General features: G+C 35.3%; 17 protein-coding genes and 1 tRNA gene. 5 read left to right on the top strand and 13 right to left on the bottom strand.

Features of this window, described 5'->3' with window-relative positions:
- Positions 1–3: 3 nt before the first annotated feature.
- The 6 genes from lepB to PBT91_RS11545 all read right to left on the bottom strand — a co-directional run bounded on the left by lepB (position 4) and on the right by PBT91_RS11545 (position 5,624).
- Complete coding sequence (gene lepB, locus PBT91_RS11570) at positions 4–1,581, bottom strand: signal peptidase I (RefSeq protein ID WP_270058619.1); 1,578 nt, start codon at positions 1,579–1,581, stop codon at positions 4–6.
- A gap of 90 nt (positions 1,582–1,671) precedes the next feature.
- Entirely contained in the window at positions 1,672–2,385 is a 714-nt protein-coding gene (dapB, locus tag PBT91_RS11565) for a 4-hydroxy-tetrahydrodipicolinate reductase (RefSeq protein ID WP_270058618.1), read from the bottom strand.
- Between the two features lie 2 nt (positions 2,386–2,387).
- Positions 2,388–2,945, bottom strand: a complete 558-nt coding sequence (locus PBT91_RS11560) for a DUF5683 domain-containing protein (protein ID WP_270058617.1) — start codon at positions 2,943–2,945, stop codon at positions 2,388–2,390.
- Positions 2,946–2,973: 28 nt separating this feature from the next.
- Complete coding sequence (locus PBT91_RS11555; RefSeq protein ID WP_270058616.1) at positions 2,974–3,873, bottom strand: ParB/RepB/Spo0J family partition protein; 900 nt, start codon at positions 3,871–3,873, stop codon at positions 2,974–2,976.
- Between the two features lie 3 nt (positions 3,874–3,876).
- Entirely contained in the window at positions 3,877–4,641 is a 765-nt protein-coding gene (locus tag PBT91_RS11550; RefSeq protein WP_270058615.1) for a ParA family protein, read from the bottom strand.
- 101 nt (positions 4,642–4,742) lie between these two features.
- Positions 4,743–5,624, bottom strand: a complete 882-nt coding sequence (locus PBT91_RS11545; protein WP_270058614.1) for an SDR family oxidoreductase — start codon at positions 5,622–5,624, stop codon at positions 4,743–4,745.
- Between the two features lie 112 nt (positions 5,625–5,736).
- On the opposite strand from PBT91_RS11545, the gene PBT91_RS11540 reads away from it, so the two are divergent.
- From PBT91_RS11540 to PBT91_RS11530, 3 genes are all read left to right on the top strand, one after another.
- Positions 5,737–7,461 carry a tetratricopeptide repeat-containing sensor histidine kinase gene (locus PBT91_RS11540; RefSeq protein ID WP_270058613.1) on the top strand — a complete coding sequence of 575 codons (1,725 nt, stop codon included), beginning with the start codon at positions 5,737–5,739 and terminating at the stop codon, positions 7,459–7,461.
- A gap of 10 nt (positions 7,462–7,471) precedes the next feature.
- The gene (locus PBT91_RS11535; RefSeq protein ID WP_270058612.1) at positions 7,472–8,215 is read left to right on the top strand and encodes a LytR/AlgR family response regulator transcription factor; all 744 of its coding nucleotides are present in this window, start codon (positions 7,472–7,474) and stop codon (positions 8,213–8,215) included.
- A gap of 117 nt (positions 8,216–8,332) precedes the next feature.
- Entirely contained in the window at positions 8,333–9,151 is an 819-nt protein-coding gene (locus PBT91_RS11530) for a hypothetical protein (protein ID WP_270058611.1), read from the top strand.
- A gap of 31 nt (positions 9,152–9,182) precedes the next feature.
- Here PBT91_RS11530 and PBT91_RS11525 read toward each other — a convergent pair whose 3' ends face one another.
- The 7 genes from PBT91_RS11525 to PBT91_RS11495 all read right to left on the bottom strand — a co-directional run bounded on the left by PBT91_RS11525 (position 9,183) and on the right by PBT91_RS11495 (position 16,556).
- Positions 9,183–10,232 carry a zinc-binding metallopeptidase family protein gene (locus PBT91_RS11525; RefSeq protein WP_270058610.1) on the bottom strand — a complete coding sequence of 350 codons (1,050 nt, stop codon included), beginning with the start codon at positions 10,230–10,232 and terminating at the stop codon, positions 9,183–9,185.
- An 89-nt stretch (positions 10,233–10,321) separates the two neighbouring features.
- Positions 10,322–12,448 (bottom strand): methylmalonyl-CoA mutase, encoded by a 2,127-nt coding sequence (gene scpA / locus PBT91_RS11520; RefSeq protein ID WP_270058609.1) that lies wholly within the window; start codon positions 12,446–12,448, stop codon positions 10,322–10,324.
- Between the two features lie 2 nt (positions 12,449–12,450).
- Positions 12,451–13,851 (bottom strand): methylmalonyl-CoA mutase subunit beta, encoded by a 1,401-nt coding sequence (locus PBT91_RS11515; protein ID WP_270058608.1) that lies wholly within the window; start codon positions 13,849–13,851, stop codon positions 12,451–12,453.
- A 42-nt stretch (positions 13,852–13,893) separates the two neighbouring features.
- Positions 13,894–14,208, bottom strand: a complete 315-nt coding sequence (locus PBT91_RS11510) for an FtsB family cell division protein (RefSeq protein WP_270058607.1) — start codon at positions 14,206–14,208, stop codon at positions 13,894–13,896.
- A gap of 18 nt (positions 14,209–14,226) precedes the next feature.
- Positions 14,227–14,835, bottom strand: coding sequence for a uridine kinase (gene udk / locus PBT91_RS11505; RefSeq protein ID WP_270058606.1), 609 nt, complete (start codon positions 14,833–14,835; stop codon positions 14,227–14,229).
- Between the two features lie 48 nt (positions 14,836–14,883).
- The gene (locus PBT91_RS11500) at positions 14,884–15,351 is read right to left on the bottom strand and encodes a c-type cytochrome (protein WP_270058605.1); all 468 of its coding nucleotides are present in this window, start codon (positions 15,349–15,351) and stop codon (positions 14,884–14,886) included.
- Between the two features lie 20 nt (positions 15,352–15,371).
- Positions 15,372–16,556, bottom strand: coding sequence for a PQQ-dependent sugar dehydrogenase (locus PBT91_RS11495; protein ID WP_270058604.1), 1,185 nt, complete (start codon positions 16,554–16,556; stop codon positions 15,372–15,374).
- A gap of 140 nt (positions 16,557–16,696) precedes the next feature.
- Here PBT91_RS11495 and PBT91_RS11490 point away from each other — a divergent pair.
- Both PBT91_RS11490 and PBT91_RS11485 read left to right on the top strand, forming a co-directional pair.
- Positions 16,697–16,771, top strand: a tRNA-Pro gene (locus PBT91_RS11490).
- Positions 16,772–17,020: 249 nt separating this feature from the next.
- On the top strand, positions 17,021–17,437 hold the full coding sequence (locus PBT91_RS11485; protein WP_270058603.1) for an Arm DNA-binding domain-containing protein: 417 nt from the start codon (positions 17,021–17,023) through the stop codon (positions 17,435–17,437).
- The last annotated feature ends 95 nt before the right edge of the window (positions 17,438–17,532 follow it).

Here is a 17,532-nt window from a genome sequence, read left to right as displayed (position 1 = left end):
TTTTTAAGAATCTGAGTTTCTACGTTTTTTAAAGTAATTAAAAGCCACTATTATTAATACTAAAATTAAGAAATAGGGTAGATAGGAAACAGGAGTGCCATTACCTTTAACGGTTGTAAACATGCGATCCCAGCGTATGCCATCTAAAAATCCAGAGGCATATTTGTCTTTACTAAACCAAATAAATACTGGTTTACCTACTACGTGATTATAAGGAACATAACCCCAACTGCGGCTATCTTCACTATTGTGACGATTGTCGCCCATCATCCAGTAATAATCTTGCTTAAAAGTATACGAATCGAATGGCTGCCCGTTTAAAAGAATTTGAGTGCCATTTTGTGTAATAGTATTTTTTAATCCCATTTCGGTTCCTTCGTAAACCTCGATAATTCTGCGATAAAATGGTAACGACTCTGGGGTTATCTCTACGGTTTTTCCTTCCTCTGGAATATAAATTGGGCCAAAATAATCCAGGTTATATCTTCTTTTTTTATCGTTCGGAAAAAGGCTAGCCGATTTTTGATCTTCAGGATATACTCGTCTTTCGAGTGTCTTTATAAATGGATTATTTCTTAATCTCTCGGCCGATTCTTCAGATAAAGCAGATATTCCAAATTCGTTGGTGTTTGGATTAAACCCAAAACCATCGGTTACATCGTACATTTTGTACATGTACTGCGGTGTTAATTGATGTCCATCTGTTGTTCCGGTATACGAATATTGTGGCTTAGCCCTTTCTGAAAGTTCAAGTTGCTCTCCGTTTATAAATACTTTTCCTTCAATTATTTCTAAAGAATCACCTGCGGTAGCAACACAACGTTTTACATAGTTTGATTTTTTATCAATCGGTTTGTAATAATATTTACCATCACCATATTGCTGAAAAGCATTAACAGTATCTACAGGCCAGTTAAATACTACAATATCGTTCTTCTTAACCTCTTCGAAACCTGGTAATCTTAGATAAGGTATTTGTGGCTCGGTTGCGTAAGATTTTACTCCTAATACAGGAATAGTATCATGAACCATAGGGAACGCGATAGGCGTTTGCGGCACTCGTGCTCCATAATGAAATTTGCTTACAAAAAGATAATCACCAACTAACAGCGTTTTTTCTAGAGAAGAAGTAGGAATAGTAAAGGGCTGCATAAAATAGCCATGTACAATAGTGGCTGCAACGACAGCGAACAAAATAGAGCTCACCCATTCTCCTATAGTTGTTCGTGGTTTTAAATCTCTGTCGTGGATGTAAGTAACCTCTTGTGTATAGTTAATATAATAAATATAGAAACCAAGTGTAAATATAGCTAAAAACGTATCAGTTACACTGTTTTTTCCGAAGCTCCTTAGCGTTTCAACCCAAATTACGGGAAACATAATAAGGTTTACGATAGGTATAAAAAGCAAAATCACCCACCACCAAGGACGGTTGATTATTTTCATTAGGATTACAGCATTATAAACTGGTATTAATGCTTCCCAGGATTGTCTTCCTGCTTTTTGATACAACTTCCAGGTTCCGGCGAAATGTATCACCTGTACAACCAAAAAGAAAATAAACCACTCTGTAAATGTCATATTTTAATATTTCCCTGTTAGTCTAACTCTAACGTAATTTGTTACGATAAAAGCCAGTTTATAGTATTGGACTAATTGTTAATTTATTTATTATAGTAAAGTAGAAAGTACATCTTTCATGCTGTATTCTCCTTTTCTATCCTTAATCCATTCAGCTGCGATCACTGCTCCCTTTGCAAATCCTTCACGAGAATGTGCTGTATGGATAATTTCAATATCGTCAATTTTTGAAGTGTAACTTACGGTATGAGTTCCAGGGATATCATCAATTCGTTTCGCGAGAATTGGAATTTCATTTTCTTTGGCAGATTCTAAACTCCAATTTTCTTTTCTGTCGTTGGTCTCAATAATGTGATTGGCCAGACTAATTGCAGTTCCGCTTGGAGCGTCTAATTTTTTAGTATGGTGTATTTCTTCAATTTCGACACCATATTCATCTAAATTCTTCATTAAGGAGGCCAATTTCTTATTTAATTCAAAGAAAATATTAACTCCTAAAGAAAAATTACTTGCGTAAATAAATCCCGATTTATGTTCGTTACAAATTTCAACAGCTTTATCATATTTATCTAACCAGCCTGTTGTTCCTGATACCACAGGAATACCTGCTTTAAAGCAACTGGTAATGTTGTTGAAAGCGGCATCTGGAATGCTAAAATCGATAGCCACATCGATATCCATTTCTGCCAGACTATAATTTTCTATATCTTCATCGATTTTCACTACAATTTCATGTCCACGATCTAAAGCAATACTTTCTATTGCCTTTCCCATTCTTCCGTATCCTAATAGTGCTATTTTCATGCTTAAAATTTATAATTCAAAGAAAAACCATAATTAGACTTTCCGGTGAATTCATCGAGTTTATAATTCGGTTTAAAACTTAAGTCTTCATTTACATTAAACTGCTGTAAGTGTGCGCTTACATTGGCATCAATAATATTAAGAGCATAAAGCCCTACAGCAAATAATAGTGAGAGCTCTTTGTTTCTCTGATATAATTCTTGTGCATTCCTTAAGCCCTCATCTGAAATTCTTCCAGCAAATTCGTCTTCTTTTCCTGCTAATCGTTGTTTGTAAGCTGTCCTATAACGATTATATTGTTTGTTATTATCTATGTATAAATAAACAGGAATTCCTATTGCAGCATAAGCTATAGGAACTTTCCAGATTTGACCATTATAAATTTGGCCTAAACCTGGAAGTATTGCAGAATAGAAAGCCGCTTTTGCAGGAGCAAGGGCATTATAAGGTTTGTAATCCTTTTCTCTTTCAAAATTTTTAGATTCTGAAATAGGTTGTATAGTCCTGGAATTTTCTACGGAAAGTGAATCCTGCTGAGCACTAAGTTGAACTGTGAACAATAGCAGGAAAATTATGAAAAATAGCTGCTTACTCTTCACTCTGAATTAGTTTTTTGATTCGGTTAAATTCTTCTTCCGAAGAGAAAGGAATAGTAAGTTTACCTTTTCCGTTTTTCTGTACTTTTACATCTACCTTCGTGCCCAAATATTCTGTAAATTCTTTGATACTTCGTTTATAGACTACCGGTACCGCGGTTTTAGCCGTAGTTTTACTTTGAGGACCATTTTTGGCTTCTTTTACCAATTTTTCAGTATCTCTGACAGATAAAGACTTCTGAATAATTTTTTCGTAAATATCCAGTTGTTTTTGGTGATCATCTAAATTAATTAAAGCACGACCATGCCCCATACCTAAAAAACCATCACGCATCCCCGTTTGGATTATAGGATCTAATTTTAATAATCTTAAGTAATTGGCTATGGTCGATCGGTTTTTACCTACACGATCGCTTAGCTGTTCTTGGGTTAAACTAATTTCATCGATTAGGCGTTGATAAGAAAGTGCAATTTCAATTGGATCTAAATCCTGTCTTTGGATATTTTCCACCAAAGCCATTTCTAGACTTTCCTGGTCGTTTGCAATCCTAATGTAAGCCGGGATAGTTTCTAGGCCTATTAATTTTGAAGCGCGATAACGACGCTCACCAGAAACTAATTGGTATTTATCAAATTCTAGTTTTCTTACCGTAATTGGCTGGATTACACCAAGCTCTTTTATAGAACTTCCCAGTTCACGTAAGGCATCTTCGTTAAAACTGGTTCGTGGCTGAAATGGATTTACTTCAATCGAAGACAATTCCAACTCTACTATATTACCTACCAGTTTATCGGCATTCTTATCTTCAGCTGATTGTATATCATTTTGCGGATCTTTCAATAATGCAGAAAGACCTCTACCAAGTGCTTGTTTTTTTGTAGCCTTCGCCATCCTCTAACTATTTTTCTTGATAATTTCGTGCGCCAAACTTAAGTAATTTGTAGCCCCTTTACTAGATGCATCGTAATTTATTATGCTTTCACCGTAACTAGGCGCTTCACTTAAACGTACATTTCGTTGGATGATTGTTTCAAAAACCATTTCATTAAAATGTTTTTGTACTTCTTCTACCACCTGATTGGATAATCTAAGACGGCTATCATACATTGTTAGTAATAAACCTTCTATATCCAGTTTATTGTTGTGAATTTTCTGAACACTTTTTATGGTGTTTAATAATTTACCTAAGCCCTCTAAAGCAAAATATTCGCATTGTATAGGAATGATAACCGAATCTGATGCTGTTAATGCATTTAAAGTTAAAAGACCAAGAGAAGGAGCGCAGTCTATTAATATATAGTCATATTTTTCTTTGAGCGGAGTAATTACCTTTTTAAGCATTGATTCTCTGCTCTCTTGATCTACCAACTCAATTTCAATTGCTACCAGATCTATATGAGCGGGGATCAAATCCAGGTTTGGAGAACTCGTTTCCATAATCGTTTTTTCAGCAGCAATAGAATGTTCCAATAGCTGGTACGTGCCAAGTTCAACCTCTTCAACGTCTATACCTAATCCCGAAGTAGCATTTGCCTGAGGGTCGGCATCTATTAATAATACCTTTTTTTCTAAAACACCAAGAGAAGCAGCAAGATTAACCGAAGTTGTTGTTTTACCTACTCCACCTTTTTGATTGGCAATAGCGATGATTTTACCCATTAATGTGTATCGATTTTTGAAGGTAAAAATACAATTAATTATAGGTTTATAAAATCATTTTGTTAACAGGTTTATTAATAGTTTTAACAATTGCTAATTCCTCATCCTCTTTTTTTATTTTTAATCATCATTTCAAGTTGATCCCACATTTCCTCTGGTATGGCTTCTAGAAGGTTAAATTGCCCCGCACCTTTTAACCATTCACCACCATCGATGGTGATAACTTCTCCATTTACATAAGCGGCAAAATCTGAAACTAAATAAGCAGCAAGATTTGCTAATTCCTGGTGATCACCCACACGTTTTAGGGGCACTTTTTTCGCAAGATCGAATTTGTCTTTTAAATCACCTGGTAAAAGTCTATCCCAGGCACCTTTCGTAGGAAATGGTCCGGGAGCTATTGCGTTACATCGAATTCCGTATTTAGCCCATTCCACGGCCAAAGAGCGTGTCATCGCCAAAACACCAGCTTTTGCTGTGGCGCTCGGGACTACGTAAGCCGAACCTGTCCAGGCATAAGTGGTTACAATGTTAAGGATGGTTTTGTTTTCAGTTTTTTTATCGATCCAATGTTTTCCAAAAGCCAGTGTACAATTTTTACTTCCTTTTAATACAATATCGATTATGGTATCAAACGCATTGGCAGAAAGCCGCTCTGTAGGAGAAATAAAATTACCTGCAGCATTGTTTAGTAATATATCCACTTCTCCAAATTCATCAAGCACCAGGTTTAGCATATGCTCAACTTCTTCATAATTTCTTACATCGCATTGCACCGGTAAACAAATGCCTCCTGTTTCTTTTTCCAGCTCTTGGGCGGTGGTTTGCAATTTCTCTAAATTTCTAGATGAAATAGCAACCTTAGCGCCTAGCTCTAAGAAGTATTTAGTCATCGATTTGCCAAGCCCGCTGCCTCCACCGGTGACTACGATAGTTTTGCCGTTTAAAGCATCATCGCGCAACATTTTTTTAGTATAATCCATAAAATTCGATTTAAATTAAATATAAGGATAAAAATTTATGTTGAGTATTTTATTAAAAGAATGATTACTGCAATTAAAAATGATAATTTTGTAATCATTCATAATTCAATCAATGATTTTAAAATTTCAGAATTCGTTAAATTCATCTTTTTTACTATCAATTATAAGTTTATTTTTTTGCTTTTCTCAACTTCAGGCGCAATCAAAAAAAATTAACCAGGCCGATAGCTTATTACGTATTGGTCAGTTTGAAAAAGCAGCTAAATTCTACGAATTAGAAATAAATTCAACTAAAGATAGCGCACTATTAGCAGCCGCCTATATTGGTTTAGCAAAATCTGAATTAGTAAGATCGAAATTTGATCTTGCGCTGAAGAATTATATTAATGCTGAAAAATTTACTAATAACCGTAATCAACAAAATTTACAGGAAATATACACCGGGATAGGCGTAGTTCACTCTAAGCTTAAAAACTTTGAAAAGGCGGAAGTTTACTTTAAAAAAGCGCTAAATCAAATTACTTCAGAAAATATTTTCGCTCTAAAAGTGTATATCAATTTAGCCGGCCTTTATGTAGAAACTAATAATGCTGAAGCTTTATCCACCTATCAAAAAAGTTTAAAATTAGCTAAGAAACTGAATCGAAAGGATATTCAGGCAGTGGTTTTAAATAATTTAAGCAACTATTATATAGAGCAAAAAAGCTGGGATCTAGCTCGATCTAATGCTAAAGAAAGTTTAGAAATTAGAGAAGAATTACAAATGCAAAATTCTGTAATTTCCTATAATAATTATGGATACGCCCTGGTGCAATTAGGCCAAATAGACGAAGGGATTACTGCCTACAAAAAAGCTTTGCCAAGTGCTTCTCTTCAAGAAAAAGAACGTTTGCTTCTAAATATGATGAACGCTTATAAAGAAGCTGGAAATTATAAAGAATCTCTAGAGTTTTCTCAGCAATACAACGCCGTAAAAGATAGTATTGCGGCCAATCGTTACCGAGAAAAAATAGCAAAAATACAAACGGCTTACGAAACCGAAAAAAATGAAAAGAAAATTGCGCTCTTAGAAACTGAAAACACACACAAAAAGCGTGAATTTCAGCAGTTAATAATTGGCGGGGTTATTTTGTTGGTTTTATTACTTGTTATTATTCTCTTGTACTTAAAAAACCAAAAGGTTAAGCAGAAGTTGGCAAAATCAAAATTAAAGCAGCAACTATTGCAGGTGCAGTTGAATCCACACTTTTTATTTAACGCTTTGCAACAAATTCAATTCTATATTTTCAATAATGAAAAGGAAAATTCGATGGAATATTTAGCTAATTTTAGTCGATTAATTCGATTGGTATTAGAAACTTCCAGTAGTGAATTTATTGCATTGTCTGAGGAAGTAGAAATGCTGAAAAAGTATTTGTATTTACAACAAAGTGCAGCTTCAAAAACATTCAAATATTTTATAAAACTAAATATTGAAACCGACAGTTCTGAATTACAGATCCCGGTGATGTTACTCCAGCCTTTTGTAGAGAATGCAGTGTTGCATGGCATAAAAGATCATGAAAACGGAGAAATTTATATAAGCTTTGAAGAAGACTTAGCAAGCAAAAAAGTTATTGCTGAAATTAAAGATAATGGAAAAGGTATTCAGCAATCAAAAAAAATAAATTCGCAACGTTTGCATACTTCTATGGGAAGTGCCATTTTAAATGAACGAGTAGAGGAATATAATAAAACACATTCTCGAAAAATAAAGCTACAAATAGAAGAAGTTGAAAAAAGTAATGAGAATCGTGGAACACGAATTATTATAGAAATGCCTTATCGACTTGCTTAAAATTTACTAAATGAAAACACTTATAGTTGAAGATGAAGTCGCCTCTGCATTGATGATGGAGAAAATTTTGAACGATAATTTTCCAGAATTGGAGACTTTAAAGGCTGAAAACTTAAAATTTGCTGCTGAAAAATTTGAAGAAGTTAAACCTAAAATTTTATTACTCGATGTAAATTTACCCGACGGTAATTCTATAGATTTTCTAAAAGAGATTTATAATAAAAACACGCACCAATTTAAAGTAGTTTTTATTACTGCGTTTGCTAAATATGCGGTAGCAGCTTTTCAGTTCAGTGCCTTAGATTTTATTTTGAAGCCATTCACACCTAGCCAATTAATCTCGAGTATAAATAAGGTTTTAGAGAGTTGGCAGGAAGAATCTTATAAGCTAAAATTAGAAACCTTATTGCACAATCAGCATGAGCCACAAAAGCGTAAAATTGTTTTGAAAACGCAGGAAGATATTTTTGTGGTCGATATTGCTAATATTATTCGTGCACAAGCGCACAACAACTATACAACTATTTATTGCTCGTCTGGAGATTCCATTTTAGTATCGCAATCTTTAAAGAAAATTGAAGATCAATTATCGATTTCAGGTTTTATTAGAGTGCATCAATCGCATTTAATCAATACAGATTTTATTAGTAGATTTCAAAAGAAAACAAATATGCTTGTGCTTACTTCCGAAGAAGAAATACCTGTTTCTGTCGCAAAAAGGGGAGATTTACTGGAATATTTCAGCAAATTCTAAAGCAGCTCATCTAAATACTAAACCAACTTAGGTTATTACTAAAAAAAGCATCTAAATCTTATAATACGATCGCATAGCCATTAAATTTGTAAATCTAAAAGACCTAATCTAATTTATATGAAATCTGTCTATCACTTTTTATTAGCTACTGCTTTAATGTTGTTGAGTGCACCATCTTCTGAAGCACAAATTTTCGACAAAATAAAAAATAAAATTGAAGATGAAGCCGAAAAAGCGGTAGATAAACAATTGAATAAGAATTCTAAAGATGAAAGAAAGACTGATTCTTCGAATTCTAATCGAATCCAAATAGAAGATAATGGTGCGTTTATAGCCGGAGATTCTTTGGTTTATGCAACCAATTTTGATCGTATGGCTAACGGCTCGATGCCAGATCAATGGAAATCTACAGGATCTGGTTCCATCGTAAAAATAAGCAGATTCCCAGGGAAATGGCTAAATATGAGCGAGCGTACCAGTTATAAATTAAAACAAAATATAGCTTATCCAGATCGCTTTACAGTAGAGTTCGATTTAATTATTGCAGCCGATAAAGTAAACGATCTTTCCTCATTATTCTTTGGGTTTGCCAAAGATAATAGTTTATCTAGATGGATTTCTAATAGCAATATTTGGCACGCCGGGCTTGAATATATGAATAGCAAAGATTTTGTAGTTTCTAGCAAAGTACGCGATTTATATAGGACCGGTGGCTTTGATTTGGGAGTTTATGCCAACCAAAAAATGCATGTTGCTATTGCTGTAGATGGCGATAGAGTAAAGATATATTTAGATGACACAAAAATTGCCGATACAGATCTTTTTAGAGGGCAAAAATTTAAGCATTTCTTTATAAGTAGTCCATTGCGAAGTGATAGTGGTGCAAGCGTATTATTTGGTAACTTCAGAATAGATACTTTTAAGAAAGATTTTTAATTGCTGAATGGTTTAAAATTTAAAAGTTTATCTAAGCCTTAAAATTTCTAATAAGGTTGTGGATAAACTTTAATTTTTTAATGACGTTTTTGCTCAAAATAAACGGATATATATCTGAAAGTCCCATTCCGCGATTTAAGGAATTTAAGGCTAGCGTAAGAGAGATATAATAGTCGATAATTTTATCAAAATCCTTTTGTGAGTAAGGATCAAGCCGAATGCTCATCTCTGGAGTACTCGAAACTACTGGGTTTTGGATCTCAAGGCCATAATAATAGGCAGTTTCTAAGGTATCCATAATATGAAGATAATGAGCCCAGGTTTCAGCCCAATCTTCCCACGCATGGGCAGAGGCATATTTGGTGATATGAAATTGCTTCCAGTTAGTTTTAGGGCCATTGGCGTAATAGGTGTCCAGAGCTTCGCCATAATCTTTTTGATCATCACCAAAAATTTCACGAAATTCAGTAAGTATTTTAGGATCATTAAGAACAATCGCTTCCCAGTAGAAATGCCCAATTTCGTGTCTAAAATGTCCTAAAAGTGTACGCATTTTTTCACCCATTTGCATGCGCATAGCTTCACGCTTTGCATCATTTGCTTCGTCTACGTTTAAAGTTATAAGTCCGCTTAGATGTCCTGTAAGCAATTTTCTGCCATTTTTAGCTTCTATATCGGGTGCTAAAATTTTAAACTGAAGTTGTAATTTTTCACCATTATCAAGATCGAAAGAGAAAGGTAGTCCTAATCTTTTTAAGCTGTAGATTAAGCGGTGTTTTGCAAACTCTACTTTTTGCCATTCCAATAATCTTTTTGGATTATCGAGATTAGGTATAACATCGTTAAGCTGGCAAGATTCGCATAAAGAATCTTCTGCCGAATCATCAATTAGCCAATTGCAGGCTTCAAATTTGTGATTTCTACAGTATCGAAGCTTTTTGCCGTTGTAGGTAAACTCTTGTTCTACCGAAAGCATAGTTTCTTCAGCAGACCAATAGCCCAAATTATTGCCACAAAATTCGCAGGTATCGTTTTCAAAAAAAACGAGATTATCGCACGCAGAACAGGAAAATGTTTTCATAAATCAGCCTAATTACCAGCTTAAAATCTTTGGCGAATATCAGATAATAATTTACTGAAATATAAATCTTTAACTAAAAATTAATTAGGCTAATTATCATCAATCAGAATATTTAATAATTGTACTGCGGCATCACTAATTTTAGTTCCGGGGCCAAAAACAGCCACGGCACCAGCATCAAATAAGTATTGATAATCCTGTGATGGAATCACACCGCCAACAATAACCATAATATCTTCTCTGCCTAATTTTTTGAGTTCTTCTAAAACTTGCGGCACCAAAGTTTTATGTCCTGCGGCTAAAGAAGAAACTCCTAGAATATGTACATCATTTTCAACCGCTTGTTTTGCAGCCTCTTTAGGGGTTTGAAAAAGCGGACCAATATCTACATCAAAACCTACATCTGCATAAGCGGTAGCCACTACTTTTGCGCCACGATCGTGCCCATCTTGTCCCATTTTTGCGATCATAATTCGTGGTCGGCGACCATCCTGCTCGGCAAATTGATCAGCAAGTTTTCTGGCTTTTAAAAAAGTTTTGTTGTCTTTCATTTCTTTAGAATAAACGCCACCAAAAGATTGAATTTTAGCTTTATATCGTCCAAAAGCTACTTCTAACGCATCGCTTATTTCTCCCAACGTTGCTCTTTTTCTTGCAGCATTAATGGCTAAAGCCAACAAATTTTCTTTTCCAGATTTAGCTGCTTTTGTAAGCTTATTAAGCGTATTTTTGACTTCAGTTGGGTTTCGGTTAGCTTTAAGATGTTCTAAGCGTGCTATTTGCTGTTTTTGTACAGTTTGATTATCAACTTCAAGCGTTGTTATTGGATCTTCCTTCTTTAAACGATACTTGTTAGTACCAACGATTACGTCGGTCTCATTATCAATTCGGGCTTGTTTTCTTGCTGCAGCTTCTTCAATTCTCATTTTCGGGATGCCAGCTTCGATAGCCTTGGTCATTCCGCCAAGATCTTCAACTTCTTCAATAAGCTTCCATGCTTTTTCAGCAATATCGTTCGTTAAACTTTCAACATAATAACTTCCCGCCCATGGATCTACCGTTTTAGTGATCGATGTTTCCTGCTGTAAATGCAACTGTGTGTTTCTGGCAATTCTTGCTGAAAAATCTGTAGGTAAAGCAATCGCTTCATCTAAAGCATTGGTGTGTAAACTTTGCGTACCTCCAAAAGCCGCCGCGGCCGCTTCTATGGAAGTCCGCGCAACATTATTAAAAGGATCTTGCTCGGTTAAACTCCAACCGCTGGTTTGCGAATGTGTTCTTAGTGATAAACTTTTTGGATTTTTTGGGTTGAATTGTTTTACCAATTTTGCCCAAAGCATACGGGCTGCACGCATTTTGGCAATCTCCATAAAATGATTCATCCCAATTGCCCAAAAGAAAGAAAGCCGAGGTGCAAAACTATCGATATCCATCCCGGCTTCTAAGCCTTTTCGAATATATTCAAGTCCGTCAGCAAGCGTATACGCCAATTCGATATCACTGGTCGCACCAGCTTCCTGCATGTGATAGCCTGAAATACTTATACTATTGAATTTAGGCATGTGTTGCGAAGTGTACTCAAATATATCTGCGATAATCTTCATCGACGGAGTAGGAGGGTAGATGTAGGTGTTTCTCACCATAAACTCCTTTAAAATATCATTTTGAATCGTTCCTGAAAGTTGCGCTGGTTTTACGCCTTGCTCTTCTGCAGCAACAATGTAAAAAGCTAAAATTGGTAATACAGCGCCGTTCATCGTCATGGAAACCGACATTTTATCTAGCGGAATTTGATCGAAAAGAATTTTCATATCTTCAACTGAATCGATCGCTACGCCGGCTTTTCCCACATCGCCAATCACACGCTCGTGATCACTATCGTAACCGCGGTGAGTGGCCAGATCGAAAGCTACCGAAAGGCCTTTTTGCCCGGCAGCTAAATTTCTACGGTAAAAGGCATTGCTTTCTTCTGCGGTAGAAAATCCTGCATATTGCCTAATTGTCCAGGGTCGTTGAAGGTACATAGTGCTATATGGCCCGCGTAAAAATGGAGCTGTGCCGGCCACAAAATTTAGATGCTCAAAATTTTTAATATCTTCTTTAGAATACGAAGATTTTATATTGATTTCTTCCGGAGTTTTATATCTCGAAATTGTAGATTTTGAACTTATATTTTTATCGATCAACTGTAAATTTTTAAGGTCTTTTCTTCCCATAATTATGCGTTTACAGTTTTTTCGGTCGCTAATCGTTGCTCTTCCAATTTTTCACTTAATCGCCGCTCTAAAATCGGTTCGATTAATGTTTTTCTAGGATTTTTCTTTAAAAAAGGATACAACTGAATCTCATCCTGCATTTTATCTGCCGCATTTTGATATTTGTTGGTTCCAATTAAAATAAGTTCCCCAGCATCGAATTTCGCCTGTTCTTTTTCGGCAGATTCCTTTATTTTTTTCTGAATAATACTTTCCTTCAGTTGTTTTAAAAATCCTCCTCCATTTTCAATATCCTTAAAAATAGCCAATGCTTTTTCAGCAAATTGTTCGGTTAGATTCTCTATATAATAGGCGCCTTCCGCAGCATTTTTTACTTTATTTAAGTGCGCTTCGTGCTTCATTATTAAAAGCTGATTTCGCGCAATTCTATTCCCAAATTCGTTGTTTTTATGATAAAATGCATCGTAAGGCAAATTAAAAATAGCATCTGCGCCGCCAAGAATCGCACTCATACTTTCGGTATTTGTACGTAGTAAGTTTACGTTATAATCGTATAATGTTTTGTTACGTTTTGTAGGCTGTGCGAGAATAAAAATTTCTTTATAGAAACCATAAGACTCAGCCAAACTTGCAAAAAGCCATCGTAACGTTCTAATCTTAGCAATCTCGAAAAAGTAATTTGGACCACTTGAGACTAAAAATTGAAGTTTAATTTTTTTCTTTATTTCTGCGGAAATAAAATTCACCTCGTTAATATGATTCAGATATTCGTTTGCATGTGCCAGCGCATAAGCTAATTGCTGCGGAATTGTTGCCCCTGCGTTTTGATAAAGTGTAGTGTCTACGGAAATAACTGACTCGAAATTCGATGAATTCTGAAGTATTTTATTTAAAATCTCATGATCTGTTTTCAGGTTGTGAAACCAGTTTCCCGATCGCGCCAAATTCCCAATAATATCTATCTGAAGATAAATTTTAGCTTTTTTTTCTTTGAAGAATTCACTTAAACGTTGTAGATAATCTGGTGAAAGAAAGTTGAATTTCAAGTAAACAGGAATACATTCAAAATTGAAATTTTTAAATAATTTTTCAAAATTGATTTCTTCCGAAGCGATTATAAACCATAAACTTTCTGCACCTCTTTTTAATAATTGATGTGCGCGGTGATTGCTTTTTTCTTCGGAAACTACGTAGATCTGATCACAAATAGACCAGTCTTGGGTTGAATTTATTTGTAAACCTTTAATCTTATCATCCTGATGGTAAAATGGTTTAACATCGATGCCATCTAGAGAATGATAAACTAGGCTTTGATAATCTGAACCTTGTAGCTCAAACTGAATTTTTTGTTTCCATTGCTTTGCAGAAACTTCATCAAAATCCTGAAATAATGATTGCTCCATAAGAGATGTGGTTTTTAGAAAACAAGTGGAAAATGCTCAATATTAATCTATAGTATCGTACTCGATAATATAAATGTCTTCGTTTGGGCGTTTCATGTAATATTTTTGGCGGGCAAATTTTTCTAATTCTATCGAATCTCCCAATGTGCCAATTATAGCTTTATCCCGTGAAATTTCTTTTTGATAATACTCCTTGTTTTCTCTAAGCTCGTTAATTTCCTGATCTAATTCGTGATGAACAAACCAGGAATTACTATCTAAAAAGAACATCCAAATGGCGAAAATAAGTCCTAAAAGGATATACTTATTGCTAAGTATTTTAAACCATTTTTTATTACGAAGTTCTTTTAATTTCATCGATTTAAATATACAAAATTAAGATAAGCGATCTTTGATAATTGTTTGCACAATATCAACAGCTACTGTATTGTAACGATTGGTTGGAATTATAAGATCTGCAAATTCTTTGGTGGGTTCTATAAACTGGTTATGCATTGGTTTAAGCGTTGTTTGGTAACGCCAAAGCACTTCTTCTAAATCACGCCCACGATCTGCAATATCGCGTTTAAGACGTCTAATTAAACGCTCGTCACTATCTGCATGTACATAGATTTTAATATCAAACATATCTCGAATATCAGCATGGGCAAGGATAAGAATACCTTCTACGATCACTACTTTACGAGGGTGAACTTCTATAAACTCTCCTGTTCTGTTATGCTCTTTGAAAGAATATACCGGCTGCATTACATTATTACCGGATTTAAGCTCTTTAAGGTGAGAAACCAATAGATCGAAATCTATAGATTTTGGATGGTCGAAGTTAATCTTTTTACGTTCTTCGAAGCTAAGATGGCTGGTATCCATGTAATAGGAATCCTGAGATATTACATCTACTTCTTCGTTTTTTAATTCGTCGATTATTTGATTTACAACGGTAGTCTTTCCGCTACCAGTACCTCCGGCAATTCCAATTATAAGCATCTATCAAAATTTGGGGCAAATTTAATTATTTGCCCCAAAAAATAAATGTTATTCTGTTTTTTCTACGGCGGCAACTTCTTCTTCGGTTACCATATCGTTGATATTGTTGCTCCAGGAGTTCATTGCATAGTTAAGTGCATCTGCAACTTCTTGATTATTTAAGCCCATTGGCGTCATTACATTATCATATTCTTTCCCATTAACGGTGATTGGTCCCTGCATACCATATTTTACACCACGAATACTTTCAGTACGTTTTTCTGTTAACCAGTTAGAACCATCAAGTGGAGGATAAGTTCCCGGAATTCCTTTACCGGTAGGGAGATGGCAGGTGACGCAAAGTTGTGAATATACTTTTTTCCCTCTCGCAATACTTTCGTCTAACGGTGTTTTTTTTGCGGAAGCATTATCTGCCGGGATAGTATAAGATTCCTCTTCTTCTTTAGCATCCTGCTTTTTATCTGATTTGCAGGCCATGGCACCCAGAATAATAGCAATACTCAATAACTTTTTCATTCTTTCTTGTTTGTGTTATTTTATTCTGTTTTCTTAATTAATTTCAAAATACCTTTTCCTTCGACGCCAAGATAAATAATTCCATCGGGAGCTTCAACCACATCTCTTAGTCTTCCTACATTTTCAACTAATTTTTCACGTTTAGTAATTTTCTTTCCGTCTAAAACCAATAGTTCTAAATACTGAAATTTAAGTGATCCAGCTAGCAGATTACCTTTCAACTCTGGGTATTTTTCTGAAGTTACATATTCAAATCCGCTTGGAGCGATAGACGGCAACCAGTAGAAGATTGGATCTTCAAATTCTGGTTTACTACGTTCTTCTGTAATAGGTGTACCATCATAGTTTTCTCCATATGTTACAATTGGCCAACCGTAATTTGCTCCTGCTTTTACAATATTGATTTCGTCGCCACCTTGTGGCCCATGTTCATGCACCCAAATTTCTCCAGTCTCTGGATTTAATATCATTCCCTGTGGATTACGATGTCCATAAGAATAAATGGCTTCTTTAGCATTTTCTTTTCCGACAAATGGATTGTCTTTAGGAATGCTTCCGTCGTCATTCAGCCGGTATACCTTGCCATTATCTCGAGTGATGTCTTGCGGATTTACATCACGTGCACCACGTTCTCCTGCTGAAAAATAAAGATAGCCGTCTTTATCGAAAGTTATTCTAGATCCAAAATGCTGTCCTCTGGTTGTATTTGGTGCCGCTTTATATAAAACTTCAACATCTGAAAGTTTAGTGCCTTCAATTTTGGCGCGGCCCATTGCTGTATTTCCTCCTTCACCTTCTCCTTCTGGAGAAGCATAAGTAAAATAGATCCATCCATTATTTTTATAATCTGGATGAACTGCTATATCTAGAAGTCCGCCTTGCCCTCTAATATACACTTCAGGAACATTGGAAAGTTTTTGTTTTTTCCCATCTTTAAAATGAATCATTTCGCCAGATTTATCGGAGATGAGCATACTGCCATCTGGTAGAAAATCCATTCCCCAAGGAATTTGAATGCCATCAACAACCATCTCGGTAGTGTAATTTTCGTTAGTTTCAGCCGGTATTGGATCTGGAACTTTTGATTGTTCCTGCTGAGGGGCATCGGTTATATTTTCGTTTTCTGCCTTATCTTTATTTTTTGCATCCTCGGCACACGCAAATAACATTGTAGCTATTCCTATGGTTAACAGTGATTTTTTCATGGATTATGTTCTATAGATTAGTTGTAATTTAAGGTATTAAAATCTATAAAATAAACTTATTCGGAAAAAATCTCATATTTCCATTGCAGAGCAAAAAGAATTAGTATATTTGCAGCCGCAATCGAGTAATCATTGCAACTCGGGGTGTAGCGTAGCCCGGTTATCGCGCCTGCTTTGGGAGCAGGAGGCCGCAGGTTCGAATCCTGCCACCCCGACTTTTTAATCTACCAAATTTTGGTTAATTAAGGGTAATTATATGGTTTTCATTTAGTTATCCTTTTTTAATACATTAAATTCTACCAAACTTCACCAGCTATAATGTGAGTTATTCGTGAGTTTTGGTCTTTTTCGTGAGTTAATCGTGAGCTTATTTTTGTATCTTGATTAGCCCCCATGACCCTTAGTACATATTGATCGTTTTGGCTTTCAACCCTTAATTATAGTTTCATTTAAAAAACAAAACGATGCGTACCACTCAAACATTTATGATTTCTTTTTTCATCCGCAAAAAAAAAAACAAGCCGGAAGAAGCCCTCCTTTATGCCCGAATATCAGTTAACGGCATTTATATTGAAATGAGCTTAAAACGTAGCTTGGAAATAAGCCGTTGGAACCAGTCAGCCTGCAAGCTAAATGGCAGCAGTATGGAAAGCCAACAACTCAATAAAAAGATAGACGATACCAAGGCACTTTTATATAAAGCTTATGACAGCCTGCAAAAGGAAGATCAGGTAATTACCGCCAGTGCAGTAAAATCAAGATATCTGGGCATTGATAAAAAACATTACACCTTAACCCAATTGTTGGATTATCACTCCACTAAAATGAAAGGTGTTTTGAAATATGACACGTTAAAGAATTATACGACAACAGAAACCTAGCTGAAGAATGACCTAAAATTGCATAGATTTTAATTCTATTGCTGATATGTCAGATGACGATATTGGGAACACCTTAATAACAGCACTTAACACTA

Source organism: Zunongwangia sp. HGR-M22, assembly GCF_027594425.1.
Taxonomy (GTDB): Bacteria; Bacteroidota; Bacteroidia; order Flavobacteriales; family Flavobacteriaceae; genus Zunongwangia.
The sequence above is the reverse complement of the archived record's forward strand: the minus strand, read 5'-3'. Positions and strand labels throughout refer to the sequence as shown.